Origin of the sequence: Vibrio sinaloensis, from assembly GCF_023195835.1 — a bacterium.
Taxonomy (GTDB): domain Bacteria; phylum Pseudomonadota; class Gammaproteobacteria; order Enterobacterales; family Vibrionaceae; genus Vibrio; species Vibrio sinaloensis_C.
Genome location: NZ_CP096199.1, coordinates 1,835,139 through 1,850,112 on the forward strand (window position 1 = coordinate 1,835,139; position 14,974 = coordinate 1,850,112).

11 protein-coding genes are annotated in these 14,974 nt (G+C 48.3%); 5 read left to right on the forward strand and 6 right to left on the reverse strand.

Annotation, left to right across the window (positions count from 1 at the left end; translation table 11 throughout):
- Window positions 1–23: 23 nt before the first annotated feature.
- Window positions 24–2,315, reverse strand: a complete 2,292-nt coding sequence (locus MTO69_RS08345) for an acyl-CoA dehydrogenase (protein WP_248328266.1) — start codon at window positions 2,313–2,315, stop codon at window positions 24–26.
- A 57-nt stretch (window positions 2,316–2,372) separates the two neighbouring features.
- Window positions 2,373–2,999, reverse strand: a complete 627-nt coding sequence (locus tag MTO69_RS08350) for a TetR/AcrR family transcriptional regulator (protein WP_248328268.1) — start codon at window positions 2,997–2,999, stop codon at window positions 2,373–2,375.
- 456 nt (window positions 3,000–3,455) lie between these two features.
- Here MTO69_RS08350 and MTO69_RS08355 point away from each other — a divergent pair, with 456 nt between their 5' ends.
- The 3 genes from MTO69_RS08355 to MTO69_RS08365 are packed head-to-tail and all read left to right on the forward strand — an operon-like array spanning window position 3,456 to window position 5,106.
- Window positions 3,456–4,355, forward strand: coding sequence for a 1-aminocyclopropane-1-carboxylate deaminase/D-cysteine desulfhydrase (locus tag MTO69_RS08355; protein WP_248328270.1), 900 nt, complete (start codon window positions 3,456–3,458; stop codon window positions 4,353–4,355).
- An 18-nt stretch (window positions 4,356–4,373) separates the two neighbouring features.
- On the forward strand, window positions 4,374–4,676 hold the full coding sequence (locus MTO69_RS08360) for a DUF1496 domain-containing protein (RefSeq protein ID WP_248328272.1): 303 nt from the start codon (window positions 4,374–4,376) through the stop codon (window positions 4,674–4,676).
- Window positions 4,677–4,692: 16 nt separating this feature from the next.
- Window positions 4,693–5,106: a PPC domain-containing DNA-binding protein gene (locus tag MTO69_RS08365; RefSeq protein ID WP_248328274.1), complete on the forward strand. Its 414-nt coding sequence runs from the start codon at window positions 4,693–4,695 to the stop codon at window positions 5,104–5,106.
- 36 nt (window positions 5,107–5,142) lie between these two features.
- Here MTO69_RS08365 and MTO69_RS08370 read toward each other — a convergent pair whose 3' ends face one another.
- Both MTO69_RS08370 and MTO69_RS08375 read right to left on the reverse strand, forming a co-directional pair.
- Window positions 5,143–7,554: a YbcC family protein gene (locus MTO69_RS08370; RefSeq protein WP_248328276.1), complete on the reverse strand. Its 2,412-nt coding sequence runs from the start codon at window positions 7,552–7,554 to the stop codon at window positions 5,143–5,145.
- Window position 7,555: 1 nt separating this feature from the next.
- Window positions 7,556–9,091 (reverse strand): NADH-quinone oxidoreductase subunit L, encoded by a 1,536-nt coding sequence (locus MTO69_RS08375; RefSeq protein ID WP_248328278.1) that lies wholly within the window; start codon window positions 9,089–9,091, stop codon window positions 7,556–7,558.
- Between the two features lie 115 nt (window positions 9,092–9,206).
- On the opposite strand from MTO69_RS08375, the gene MTO69_RS08380 reads away from it, so the two are divergent.
- Entirely contained in the window at window positions 9,207–10,091 is an 885-nt protein-coding gene (locus MTO69_RS08380) for a LysR family transcriptional regulator (RefSeq protein ID WP_248334442.1), read from the forward strand.
- Window positions 10,092–10,374: 283 nt separating this feature from the next.
- Window positions 10,375–11,994 carry a methyl-accepting chemotaxis protein gene (locus tag MTO69_RS08385; RefSeq protein ID WP_248328280.1) on the forward strand — a complete coding sequence of 540 codons (1,620 nt, stop codon included), beginning with the start codon at window positions 10,375–10,377 and terminating at the stop codon, window positions 11,992–11,994.
- Window positions 11,995–12,226: 232 nt separating this feature from the next.
- Here MTO69_RS08385 and dpdD read toward each other — a convergent pair whose 3' ends face one another.
- Both dpdD and dpdK read right to left on the reverse strand, forming a co-directional pair.
- Window positions 12,227–14,470 carry a protein DpdD gene (dpdD, locus tag MTO69_RS08390; RefSeq protein WP_248328282.1) on the reverse strand — a complete coding sequence of 748 codons (2,244 nt, stop codon included), beginning with the start codon at window positions 14,468–14,470 and terminating at the stop codon, window positions 12,227–12,229.
- A complete protein-coding gene (gene dpdK, locus MTO69_RS08395) occupies window positions 14,454–14,957 on the reverse strand; it encodes a phospholipase D-like domain-containing protein DpdK (protein ID WP_248328284.1) in 504 nt (167 codons plus the stop codon). The genes dpdD and dpdK overlap by 17 nt, the downstream gene beginning before the upstream one ends.
- Window positions 14,958–14,974: the final 17 nt, after the last annotated feature.

The following is a 14,974-nucleotide window of genomic DNA, read 5'->3' on the forward strand; positions in this document are numbered from 1 at the left end:
TGCTACTAGGCGAAATATCTCGATTACGCAGCGCTATCCAGTTTTGCTTTCGACTTTTTTGTCTCACCATGGGTGCGAACTTCGCTGAAATCATGGCTAAAGTGGTCAACTTGAATCGCTTTGTAACGCAGTTGGTCTGCGGCTAAGATTTGGTCGACTTCTTCCTGAGACAACACGTCAGCTTCTAAAGCTTGAGCGAGACGGTCTTTTAGCAGACCCTTGCGTGCCACTTTACCTTCTTTCGCTGCGCGCATCAGTTTACGCTCCAAGCCTTTAACGCTGTACATCGCTAGGAATGCGTTTTCCATCAGGCCGACACTGTCGTTTTCATCTTTACCTATGTAGCAAAGGTGAGTCAGACGGTCACGGTGTGCGCCCGGTGTCATCAGGCTTTCTGCTAGCTTCACTGTTAGCGTATCACTTGGCTTGTGGTAATGATTACCTAGCGGGAAGATCAAACCTTTCAGTAGGCGACCGACCGCTTTCTGTGGGTAGTTAGTAAACGCTTCTTGCAGTGATTGAGCTGCATGGTACAGACAGTGCTGAACCGCATAGTGCACGTAGTCTAGATCTTGCTGCTGACGACCTTCATCCTCATACTTCTTCAGCGCTGCTGAAGCCATGTATAGATAAGCCAGTACATCACCTAAGCGCGCAGAGATCATCTCTTTACGCTTGAGATCGCCACCTAAGGTCGCCATCGCAATATCGGCACTTACTGCAAGGGCACGACTTAAGCGCGTCATCTCTTTGTAGTACTTTTGAGTCGGGCCGCTCATGTCTGCTTTGATAAAGCGTGAGCCGGTCAATGCAGCGCCGAATGCGCCAAAGGTATTTTTCATTGCGTGGCCGATGTGCTTAAACAGCAGATCATCGAACTCTTTCGCGCCCTGTTTCTCATCCGGGTTTGCCGCTGCTTCCATCTCTTTAAGCACGTATGGGTGACAACGAGTCGCACCTTGGCCAAAGATCATTAGGTTACGGGTTAGGATGTTGGCCCCCTCTACCGTGATAGCAACCGGAATGCCTAGATAAGGCGCCGCCAGATAGTTCATTGGACCATCTTGAATCGCACGACCTGAGTGAATATCCATCGAGTCGTTAAGAATGGAGCGAGCGATCTCCGTCATGTGGTATTTGGCGATAGCGGTGACAATGCCCGGCTTTTCTTTCAAATCCAACGAGGTGGTCGTCAGTGTACGAGTGGCTTCTAGTAGGTAAGTCATACCACCGATGCGGCCAAGCGCTTCCGCGACACCTTCAAACTTACCAATAGACATACCAAACTGCTTGCGAACATACGCATACGCGCCGGTAGTACGAGCAGTCAAGTGCCCCATCGCCGTACCAAGCGCTGGCAGTGAAATGCCTCGACCTGCAGACAAACACTCCACCAGCATACGCCAGCCTTTACCTGCGTAGTCTTGACCACCGATTAGCCACTCCATCGGGATAAACACATCTTTACCGCGAGTTGGGCCATTCATAAACGCCAAACCGAGTGGATCGTGACGTTCACCAATCTCAACACCTTTGTGATCCGCTGGGATAAGCGCACACGTGATGCCGAGCTCTTTCTTATCGCCCATCAACCCATCAGGGTCGTACATCTTAAATGCGAGACCAAGTACCGTAGCAACAGGGGCAAGGGTGATGTAACGCTTGTTCCAGTTAAGACGAATACCCAGTACTTCTTTGCCTTCATGCTTGCCGTAACACACAATGCCCTCATCAGGGATACCACCGGCATCAGAGCCAGCTTCAGGACCAGTCAGGGCAAAACACGGAATATCAGTACCGTTTGCCAAACGCGGCAACCAGTAATCTTTTTGCTCTTGAGTACCGTAGTGTGACAACAGCTCACCTGGGCCTAATGAGTTAGGAACCATGACCGATACCGCCGCACTGATGCTGCGAGTCGCGATGCGAGAAACGATGGTCGAATTCGCCAGTGATGAAAATTCACGGCCACCGTACTCTTTAGAAATAATTAATGAGAAGAAGCGCTCTTTACGCAGGAACTCCCACACTTCTGGCGGCAGGTCACGGTCTTCTTTGACGATTTTATGATCGTCTAACATCGACAGCAGGGTTTCGAGCTCATTGTTCATGAACGCTTGCTCATCTGCAGTCAATGTTGGCGTTGGGTACTGGTGCAACTTGGTAAAGTTTGGACGACCAGAGAAAAGCTCTCCATCCCACCATACACTACCCGCTTCCATTGCTTCTTTTTCAGTGCTGGACAGCGGTGGTAGCACCTTTTTAAACAGTTTGAAAGCTGGGTCACTGACCCATTTTTGTCTTAGAGAGCTCATAATCAGATCCTTTTGTTCTGTGGTGGTCCAATATTTTTGTTGTTGTAGGTTGAGGTTTTATTCTGCAGCGACGCCTGCAGCTAAAAATGGAATCAGTTGGTCAACGACAGATTTCGCATCCATCGCTTTGCCATAATCGTTCTCGGCTATTTCAAGCAAGGCCTGACTCGAGGCCATAGTGAATACACACGTCCCCAAGGTGAAGTGTAGACGCCAAAATAACTCTTCTTGCGTCAACTTGGGGTTGGCTTTCAACACCGACTGAGTAAACAGTGCCAAGGTGTCAGCATAACGAGTGGTGATGAACCAGCGCAGATGACCTTGAACATCGGTATAGCCCCGGCCAATCAGCAACATGAAACGGCTAGTCCCGTTTGGCCGTACATCACTTAAGTTGCGAAGAGGACCGCGTAGCGATTCAAACACGTCTGCCATGTGGTAGTTTTGATTGAGATTCAGTGTGATCAGGGCATCTTGCACCGCTGGCATAAACGCTTCTAGGTAACGGTTTAACACAGCGCGGACGAGCGTTTTTTTGTCGCCAAAGTGGTAATTGACTGAGGCGAGATTCACCCCCGCTTTGCTGGTAATCGTGCGCAAAGAGGTATCTTTAAAGCCATGCTCTGCAAACAAAGCTTCTGCAACATCCAGGATTTTCTCTTTGGTTGAATTTCTAGCTGGCATTTCAATCACTCGTATTAAACAACTGTTTGAAAATATACATTCGAAACACAAAGACAACAAGTTATTAACATCACACTTTTGAGTATTGGTCCGACCAGAACGGCAATGCTAGAGATTAAGTTTCTGAAAGCGCTCAATTAAAATTTTTTTCAATTTTTGGGAACTGTTTGTCGATTGCTCGGTCTGAATAGGTGTAGTTAGCAGAGCATTCAGGGATTGGACATCCCAAAAAGTTTACAGGCCGTCAAACTTGTTTTCTTACTGAAGCTACTAATTTACGCTGCTTTTTCTTATTAACTCCTATGTTTATTTGTATCCGCCCAGCGCACACTTGCGCTGGGCTTTTTTTATTTGTGTACCGCGCAATCCGTTACTGAAGAAAAAACTTGATCTAGAATGATGCATCCCCCAACGACGAGGCTATGATAAGCGCCCAAGATAGCAAGATTGACTGATATGAAGCTTTCCAACACGCCTATTACTCAACATCAGTTTGATGGTATTCCGTTCTACCTGAAACGTGACGATCAAATCCACTGTCACTTTAGTGGCAACAAAGCGCGTAAATTTATGGCGATTTTGGAGCAAGACTATCCGGATATCGAGACACTGATTAGCTACGGCAGTACACAGGCTAACTCGCTGTTTTCTCTCTCTTCGCTAGCAAAGATTAAAGGGTGGAAGTTTGAGTTTTATGTTGATCATCTGCCACAGTGGCTAGTGAAAAAACCGATCGGCAACTATCGTGGTGCACTTGAGCTCGGTGCAAAAATCATTGCCACTAATAATCACCAGCTTCATCCGCAAACCTACATCGAGCAAGTTCGTCAACCCGACAGCAATTGTCTTGTGATTCCTGAAGGGGGACGCTCGACAACCTCACGAATGGGCATAGAGCAGTTGGGCAGAGAAATCCTCTCTTGGACTCGCTACGAACCACATAAACAGTTTGTGGTGGCCCTACCCGCAGGCACTGGCACAACCGCACTCTATTTGCACAAGTTTCTAAAACCTCATTCTATCGAGGTTCTAACCTGCCCATGTGTGGGTGGCAAAGAGTACTTAGTTAAGCAGTTTCAACAACTTGGTGAACAAGACTTTCCTGAGATCCTCGAGCTTGATTACAAACACCACTTTGGCAAGTTGTACCAGCAGGACTACCAGATTTGGCAACAGCTATTGGCCGAAACCGATGTGGAATTTGATTTGCTGTATGACCCTATGATGTGGCAGTGTCTACAATCATGGTATAAACACAATCAAGACAAAACGATCATCTACGTCCATCAAGGTGGCATATTGGGAAATGAGAGTATGCTACCTCGTTATGAGCGAAAATATGGTCCTTGGTCTTGAAAATTATGGAGAAACACAATGAGATTATGCCATTTGGGGCTAGTTAGCCTGGTGTGTTTTCCAGCACTAGCCAATACCATTGCAAAGTCGCCGAAAGCCGTCATTGGTATCAACGCCAGTGAAGTGGCAAAGCGTGTCTGTTACTTCCAAGACCAAGCCTATTCTGAGGGGGCGATCATTACCGTTGGCGAGCATGCCTTACAATGTAGCGCCGCGAATAGCTTTGAAACCAATGGCGCACTTAAGTGGCAAAGTCTTGAACACACTCCAGCGCCCGAGCAAAGCCAACCTAAATCAGGCAAGCGCTACAGCACACAATAAACAACAAGGCTCCATTTTGATAACTCCTATTGCCGTTCGCTTCACTCAAGGCGACGACCTAAAACTGGCACTTCAACAGCTAGTGACCCAGCACCAAATAAAAGCGGGCTGCATCACATCTTGTGTTGGCAGCTTGTCATGCCTTCACATCCGACTAGCCGGAGCCAGTGAGACACTGCAACTCGATGAGCCGCTAGAGATTGTTTCGGTGATGGGTACCCTGACACCAAACCACCAGCACGTGCATCTGTCTGCCTCACGTGCCGATGGCTCTGTGATTGGTGGACACTTGATGCCCGGCTCATTGATTGACACCACCGCCGAGCTAATTATCCACGCCTATTCAAACCTAAACTTTTCGCGCGAGCCCGATGCGGCCACCGGCTATACGGAGCTGGTTGTAACGACAGACAATAACGCTCAGCGTTAGCACAGCACCATCTCAACACGCGAGCTGGGATGGTAATTAGCCAATCCACTCGCCGCCGCGATAGTGCTCAAAGCCGTCGTCGCCAAAGCGGGCTATATATAACCACTGGTTGTCGACCAGTTGCTTGACCACTTGATGGCTATCGATCACGCGTTGAATCGACGCTTTTGGCGCATCAATCACCACGGTTAGCCTCAGTGGCTGATGTCGCCATCGCTCACCATCATGCACCGATTGAATCGCCAAGCCACTGCGCAAGTCACCGCCATTGCCTTCAAACAAACCAATGCTTCCACCCACCACATTGTGCAGCGTTTTATTGCCGCTGCCATATCTAAAGTTATCTACCGTTGAGGCAAAGTACTGCATGTTGATCCAATGGGTGACCAACATAGGCGCGGTCATGATCTTCGCTAACAGCTCACCATGCGAGTCTTGACTCGGGTCATACTCATGCATAAACACTCGCCCTTCGAGATTAATGCCGCGGCTGCGACTGCGCGGTGCGATTACAAATGCAGCATTGTTGGCCAGCCCCCATTCTGGACGTGTCTGCGACCAATCTAGGGCTCGCTGGCGAAACGCTTTGGCCAGTTGACGATCGTCGCGCTCATCAAGCTTGATGCCAATCTGTGGCGCTCGCTCACGGCGAGCATGACCACTTGCCTCCCTGAGTCTTATTTGCAACTTGGTGATATCCGCTTGGTGCGAGACCGGCACCGATGCCACATCGAGCAGTTCCACTTCCTCGGTGGTGGTGTTGTGTAGCCCAGCGACAAACCAAGTGTCACCAGACAGTTCAATCCCAATCTTGGCTAAATGCGCTCGAACTTGGGGTTCATTCAGTAGCGCCGCGGCGGCTCTCGCGTTCACTTCACCGCTCTGGCCGCAACACGCCCCGCAATCCAATCCGGCTTGTTGCGGATTATTCTCAGTTTGTGCGCCGTGGGCAACCAAGGCGACTAAACGCGCTTGGCGATGAGCCAGTCCCATTCCTGTGAGTATATCTGCGGCTAGCTGGGCACGCTGCTCAGTGGAAACCGCATCAGTCAACTGAGGAATGGCGCAAGAGACACCGCTCGTCGATTGGCTCTTGTTGATACGCCCAGCCATACTTAACGGCAAGGCGCGCTTAACGAGTTTGCTTATATAGCTAAGACCCGTCGATTCGACCAAAGTAAACGCCGCGCTAGGTTGGCGATGGAATGGCTGCCAGGCTTGCTTGCGCTTGAGCTGTGCAGTGCGGTGCTTAACCAGCGCCTTTTGCTGATCATCGCTGACGCAGCACTCAGAAACCTGCATTTGCGGAGCAAGCAGTCCGGGCAACTGAGGTCGATGTACGTCAGTGCCAATCGGGTTATAGCTGATTGGCATACCAAAGAAGCCAGCGAATCCAATGGTTTGAACATTGTCACTGGTCGCTTCTAGGTGACGACGAATCACCTCTGAGCGTACATCAATACAAAACGCTACTTGTGCTTCTACAGCGGCTGCTTGCACAGGTTTGGCGAGGTTTTGCTGCAACCTGTCAAACAACTCTGTTTGATAACGGATTTCATCAGCACGTTGCCAAACCATCAGTGGCAGTATTTGACTTGGCTTGGCAAAATGTTTTTGCCATTGGCGCTGCCAAATCGCGGTAACGGGGCTCTCCGATTCCAAGATCAACCACTCCCAGCAGAGACGAATTGCCAGCAGATCTTGCAAATACTCGGTCGATTGCTGCTTAAAACCCGCTTGCCAATTGAGATACGCACACCAAGAGGCCCAGCCGTTAATCCTCAATAAACAAGCTTCTAGATAGCGAGCGTACTCCCTGTCATCAATGGCCAGTTTTTCAAGCACCCAATCAATCGCAGCCAAGCTGTCATTGGGAAGCAGTTTAGCCCGGCGGTTAACTTGTTTAGACTTCATCAGCAATGCGACGCTGTAATCGGACTCCATCGCATCGCGCCAACTGGCATAGAGGCCTTTGTCGTTATCCGCTTTCCAATCTGATAAGCCTTGATCAAAATAGGCAGCGCAGAACTGAGAAATCTGCGTCGTTATCGTGTCGCACCACGCAGGCTGATGAGACAGATCTCGCAGGCTATCTAGCGCATCGCAATGCAGTGGCGCAGGCGTCAACTTAGTTGAAGGGGTAGAAAGATAGTCAACCAACGCCGAGACAGTGTAAGCGGCGCCCAGCTCTTGATTTGCTTGCTCTAAGTGCTGCTCGGTGATCTCGCCACGTTGCCATTGCTCTAGGTACACCGCACTGTCCATGCTCATCGGCGATCCTGCTTGTTTTTCTAACCAAGCGGCAACCTCAGAAAAAGGTTGGCTGATCCGATGCCAATAAGGGCTCACGGCTATCATTTGGTCCAGCGGCCAGTTGGGTGTAATACGCTGACAAACTTGCTTGACGACATCACTTAAATCAATGGTATTCGATAGTTTAAGGTTCATATTAGATCTCCCACTGACGAGGTTGCTTAAGTACCCAGGTTTGCGCTTGGCTGGGACTAAATCGGGCTGGCCAATACTTGAAGGTTAAACGGGTAAAGGTTTCATCGAGGAAAAAGCCGTGATACGCCCAGTTATACAGACGAGCGACCAGCGGATGATGCGACAACAAACAAACCAGGCCTTGAGTCAAGTAAAGCAATAGGAACACACCCACTACCCACGCCGTTGCCATTGAAGAGTCTAGCGGCTCGGCACTGATCGCTTGAGCAAACAATAAATGAAACAGCAAATACACTTGAGTCAAAAGCGCCACACGCATCATTGATAGCAACGCCATGGCACCGCTTCGCACTGGCCACATTAACGGCGCAAAACCAAACGCTAGGATGACCACCACTACAGGAGCAAGTTCGAACCCATCTATCACAAAGTGCCAAACGGCTGTAGAGGCGATCACAATGGCTGCTGTTGCAATAGGTGCAAGCATTAAGGAGGCCGCAGAGCCGATTCGATAACGCCCCTGAAGTTGCTCTTCAAACGTCTGCTGCACCGCTTGTCCTGAGCTTAGGAACGCATGTGCTTTGTATAGCGAGTGAGCCACCAAGTGGAGCAGCGCCAGTTCATAAAGACCGAGTCCGATCTCGAGTAACATGAAGCCCATTTGCGCACAGGTGGACCAAGCTAAACGGACTTTGATGCTAATTCGCGTCATCATAACCAGCCCAGCGAGTAGCGCGGTTAAACTTCCGACGAAAATCAATATCCATTGAGCGATACTCGCCGCGCCAATCACATCAGCCATTCGGATTAATACGAAGCCCCCCATATTGACCACACCTGCATGCAATAACGCAGAGACCGGCGTCGGTGCTTCCATCACTTGGATTAGCCAGCCATGCAGCGGCAATTGCGCGGTTTTTAAGATAGCCGCCAGCGCAATGAGTACCGCGACCCAGAGTAAGGGAGCATTGGCACCATCGGCGACCAAGTGCTGGCCAATCGCATCAAGCTGCCAGCTTCCTACACTCTGGTAAACCAATACCAGTGCACCTATCAGGCACAAGTCTGCCAGGCGGCTGACAATAAATTTTTTGTGCGCGACTAGCTGAGCAGACTTGCGCTGAGGATAAAAAGTTAACAGTGTATGCATGCCAATACTGGTCGCCGACCAAGCAATCGCGATGATAAGAAGATTGTGACTGGTCACTAACCAAGCAACACACGCCAGTGTGAACAGCATTGCTCGAACAAAACGGCGTTGACCCGACTCGCCGGCAAGATAATTTGCAGAAAAACGGACGATAACCCAACTCAAGAGTGACACCAGCAAGACCATCAATAACCCGAGCGAGTCTTGGCTTTGCCCCTCAACGAAGAAGCGAGACAGCTCGATAATTGCACTCACGCTAGCCACAAGCAAGGCAAGTGTTGTCGCCAACTTTGCAATGCGCCAGGTATTGATGCCCGGTAGCCAGGCAGTCACCGCGGCCGCAGAAAAAATCGCCGGCAGGAACCAAAAAGTAAGTAGGTCTGACACCTTATTTTCCTCCTCACAAGGATTTATTTTTATGAGGAGCATTTTGCTGGCGAGCGATACATAATGTAAAATAGTTAATTATTCACAAATCGTTCTATAAAACAGAACAATGAAAATACGATCACTCAACTTCCACCACCTACGTTACTTTTGGACCGTCGCTAAAGAGGGGCATTTAACTCGCTCTGCGCAACGGCTTAACGTGTCTCAATCGGCACTTTCAGCGCAAATTCGTCAATTGGAAGAGCATCTTGGCCAAGCACTGTTTGTCCGCCAGGGGCGCAGTTTAAAGCTAACGGAAACCGGTTATTTGGTACTGGAATACGCAGACAGTATTTTTAATCTCAGCGGTGAACTGCTTTCTATCCTTGATAGCGGTGAGATGGCGCGTGTTCAGCAACTGCGAATTGGCGCGGTGGCGACCTTGTCACGTAATTTCCAAGAAAACTTTCTTCGTCCGGTGTTAGGTCAGAAAAACATCCGCCTAATCCTTCACTCCTCTAGTCAGGAGGCGTTACTTGAGCAACTGCAAATGCACAAACTGGATCTGGTCCTGTCCAATCAACCCGTCGCCAGCGACTCCTCGAAACCGTGGCGATGTCGACTCATTGCTCAGCAACAAGTTTGCTTGGTCGGTCCGAATAACCCCTCGCTGCAAGCGTTGTCTTTGCCTCAGCAGTTAGACCAGGTCAATCTTCTGGTGCCGGGGCCAAGTAGCGATATTCGGCTGCAATTTGACCTGTTTTGTGAGCAGCATGGCATTGAGATAACCCCTTATGCAGAGGTCGATGATATGGCGATGTTGCGTCTTTTGGCACGAGATGTAGAGGGCTTGGCGGTAGTACCAGAGGTCGTCGTTCAAGACGAAATAGAGTCCGGTTTGCTCAAAAACTATCTGAGCTTGGAGTCGGTCAGCGAGTGTTTTTACGCCATCACCACCAAAAGGCACTTCAATATGTCGATCATCAATGACCTATTAAACGGCGTCGCGCCTGAATAACCGACGCCGACTCAAAGCAACAGCACCAACTCAATCAGTGTATCCAGTTGCAATCGCATGCCTCAAGCGCCATACCTTTGCACACACATCGCTAACCTATTGCGCCCTGCTGATTGGCGGACTAACAATTTTACTTATCCGCCTATTGAGCTAAAGCACTTTATTGCTGTGCAACAATATGTATTATTCCAATTTATGACTTTCATCCTTATGAAGTGAATAAAAATTGCTAGAGTTTTATTTCCGTCAAGCTAGATGTATTCACTATTATAACGAGTCAGAAATGAAACTAAGCAACCTCACCATTAAGTCCAAGTTGGCTTCCATTGTGGCATTGTCTGCGATTCTTATCGTTATGGCTTGTGCCTATAATTTAATCCAGCAACGCAACTCGTCACTGCAAGAACGAGAAAGCAAACTCAGCGCCCAAGTAAATGCAGTGATCAGCTTGGTCCAACACTATTACAACCAACGTGATACTCTCGGCAACCTCGAGGCGCAGCAGCAAGCCCTAAGCGCCATCCAGTCACTTCGCTATGATGAAAACAACTATTTTTGGGTCCTCGACCAACAAATGAACGTGGTTCAGCATCCAATTAAGCCTGCGCTCAACGGGAAAAATGCCAGAGACTTTCAAGATGGTGCGGGCAAGTATCATTGGCGTGAAATGGTGGCTATCTCTAACACACCTGAGCAAAAAGGGTTTCTCGATTACCAATGGAAGAGCCCACAAGGTCAACTCAAAGACAAGATCTCTTATGTCCAACTCTTCCCTGAGTGGAACTGGATTATTGGTACAGGTATTTTAGTCGCAGACATCCAAGAAGCGTTTTATGCCCTCGCGATCAAAGAAGCCATCGTCGCTGTCGTTTTAACCGCGCTCTTGTTCGCCATGGGTTACGCAATCTCGAACAATATTTTGGTCCCGCTACACCGTTTGATCGACAATACCCATAGAATTGCCGATGGTGATTTGCGCGTACGCATGAACATGAGTCGCAAAGATGAATTGGGTGATATGAGCCAACAAATCGACAAAATGTTGGATAAGTTGCAAAACACACTGCGCACCGCAAATGAGTCCGCGATGCAATCGAGCACCATGGCAAGTCAAATTGCCCAAGCCAGTGAAGAGGCCGCCACCAGCGTCAACTCACAACACGCGCAGCTCGAACTGCTATCGACAGCGATGACAGAAATGAGCGCCACCATCTCAGACGTCGCGACCAACGCAGAAAACACCGCAACCAGCACTAATAAAGTGGTCGACCATGCCCAGCGTAATGACGAAACCATGCGCACAACTTCGGAATCCATCGCACACGTGTCTGACAATATTTCCATCGCCAATGAGCTGGTGCGCGACCTGCAATCCGGCGTCAATGAAATCAGTAACGTGGTGGGCGTTATTCGCGAGGTGTCTGAACAAACCAACTTGCTGGCACTGAACGCTGCGATCGAAGCCGCGCGAGCTGGCGAGCAAGGTCGTGGTTTTGCCGTCGTCGCCGACGAGGTCCGAAACCTAGCGAGCCGAACTCAGAGCTCAACGACCGAAGTGCAACAAACGATTGAAAAACTGACCGAACAAGCCAACAAAACCTTCGCGGCGATGCAAACCAGTAATGACAGAGTAGAACAAAGCGTGATTGCCTCTGACGAGACACGGAAACAACTGGATGTTATCGTCTACGAGATGCAAAACGCAAACGACATGGTCGCACAGATCGCCGCCGCGTCTGAGCAGCAAAGCACCGTCGCCAGCGAAATGAACCAAAACGTAACCGGCATACACCTCGCTGCCAACGAGGTACTGCAAGCATCGCAATCACTCGCTGAAGACAGCCAGATGATGGCCAACACCGCAGAACACCTTACCGATCAACTCAAATACTTTAAGGTCTAGTGGGCAGCAAGGTTCAGATACAAAAAAAGACGTCCTAGGACGTCTTTTTTCAAGAATATGGCGGTGAGTGAGGCAGTACACTTGGAGAAATAAATCACTGAATTTTAATTAAAAATAAAATGGGGCTGAGGGTGAGTATTACTACAGGTATTGCTAGATGCAGATCGCTGACTTTAAAACCAATACTAAAAATATGGGCTGTTATTCTGAATCAACTTCTGACTAGCCAATGCTAGACTAATTGTTCAAAAAAGGCTCGCAGTATTGAACTGCTCCCTTTGCCTTTGACGTAGACGATATCCTTGGAGATTGCCTTAATAGCATAATAAGCCTGGTGTGAGGCACTTCTATCACAGAAAAATACCTTATCCGACTTTTTAACCATGTTGGACAGTGCCGCTGTGTTTGTTTTATCCGAGTTTAAAGTGATAGCGACATTTGGGCAGTACTTCTCGATAATACCTTTGGCACGGTTCAATGTACTTTCAGAAAGCGAATACAAACCAACGGCCATATGGATTGAGGAAAGGTCTGCATATTGACCCTCTACACTTTTTTGGCTTAGCTCTGGGAACTCATACCCCAATAGCAAATGGTGTATGTCACCAAACGTTACTTGCTGGCTTATGGATAAGCGAGACCAATTGTGGTTGGCAAAATCAATCAATGAGCTCCCAAATGCGCCAGCTAACCCCTTACTATTTTGAGGGGTATATTGATAAACCAATTCATAGAGATCAATGAATTTAGAGAACGTGTACAGAGTGAGACCATCATCTTGGCAGATAGCAATAGCGTCAACCACACGGTCATATTCGGATTTAATATGATCCAACGTCAGGCTTCGCTCAGAAAGTTCCATGAGAAGATCAAGAGTAACTGCGGACTTTCTCTCGTCAATAGCTATCAACTCGAGCAGTGCTATCCATAATGGTGCGTTTGGAGTAACTTCTCGCTCATCAACCCACTTAATAAAGTGCGGTAGAACATTGCGGATAACCTCAGCATCAACCGTATCTTCGACAGCTTGCAAAACAGCATCACCATCAAACCTATCTATTGGCCAATCTCGGAAATAGTCATAACTGATCGTCAGCACCTTGTCTCGACCGGAGAACCAGTCGGACCAAGTTTCGATGTGGTTATCCGTATGTGCAACCTTTGCAGAACCCCTATCCACTGTGGTTTCTACGTTCGAAGTATCCTGGTCTAAGTCTCCTACAGTGTGCTCTTGTGGAGTTAATCCACTGTCATCAGACTGTGTTACAGGGAACTGATCGTAATAGATATCCTCCATCTGGTTAAAGATACCACGTAGTACTTTGTTGGATTTTATCTGTCGCACGACAAGATTTGGCAACTCAAACAACCATTCAACTAAGGGCTTTATTTCCCCCTCAAAGCACGTCTCACCATACTCAAGAACTTTTACCGCATTATCCAAGTTACACTCTAAGGCAATTAACTTAACTACCTGTGACTCAACTAATTCACGGGTAAATTCCGCATTGCGATCGATCGAAAGCAACTGCTGGACCCACGCTTGTGAGACGCACTCGGGCAGGTGCTCGGCAAACCCTTGAATATTTAGCGCAAAGGCCAATATCGCCCATGCTTTCCAGAGGTAAACTGAGGACGGTCTATCTTCTCCAAGCATTGGTTTTCGCCTAAAGAAAGACTGGTGGTCAACAAGTGCCTCTTCTAGTGCATTCCAATTCACAGAGTTCAACTCTTCAGTGTTGATCCCTTGGTTTTCTAGGTGTGCCTTTAGTACTAACTCAACGACTTTCTGTGAGACAACACCAGAAAGTAAGTGCTCTAATTGAGGGTGCGATGTGATTTTATGCCATTCGTAACCGGCTTCGTACACCTGCAACTCGAGAGATAGTAGGTTCCTATGGTCTAAGAGTTCTTGATTTTTGATCTCTTGAAAAAAGGCATGGGCTTGCTTGCCATCATGCTGGTTACAAGACCAAAAGAAATCACGCAAAATTCGGCCAAGTGGGCGAAGCACTTTATTCTCAAGCGCTGGTCTGCGATTAAAGCTATTGAGCATGCGAGTAATCACTGATTCAACATAACGCTCTACCGGTTCCTGGCTATTAACTACTAAGTTAGGCAGCGGGTTGCGGCGCTTTACCACGACTACACCATGCTGATAACGCTTTAACAACTCGGTTTCGTAGTTTAGCTTGGGGGTAACATATAGCTCAGGTATCTCAGTGTGCGAGGTGCCAAGTGAGTGCTGCACCCACTGGATAAGTTGGTTGGTTAAAACAAAATCATCACAAAATAGGTAGTCGCGTACATTGGAACCATCGTTACCAACTAGGTGTTTTATATCTGTCGAGGCGTTGAGAGACTTTCTCGCCGTCTCAACACTATGTACATCTGACACCAATTGGCTGTTAAATTTTACCTGGTTTTCAGCCGAAAAAAATGCCTGCAGTAGGTCTTCATTAGAGGTACACTTCATCGTCATATTCCTCTGATTCTTCTACATGCTCTGCCGTTGGCTTATCCATTGGATACGCCGTGGTGAACTCTCTAAACGCATCTGCGATAGCTTCTTCTGATCGATCTAGAGTCATTAGCTCATCATTTCGGTTCGTGCCTGAATAGGTAAAGTTCATTGAACCACTAAGCAACGCATCCTTGGTGAGCAAGCCTTTCGCATGCAGTTCTTCGCTCAGTTTTAGGTTTACGTTATGAGACGTGGCAAGTTTGGATCTGATCTCATGTAAAGCACTGGTATTCGTTTCATGGTCTTTGATAACAACGTTAACGGTACAACCAGCATCAACCATGGTTTCAAGCACTTCAAAAAAAGTCAGCATTCGATGCCCCCAACCAGGGTTTAACGCATCAAAGGCACCGGAGCGGTTATCTAGCAGATCAAAGTTGCTCACCCATGCACTAACCAACCACACCTCTTTAGGATTGAGGATCTCACTAATCAACATTGAGGCAATGACTTCCC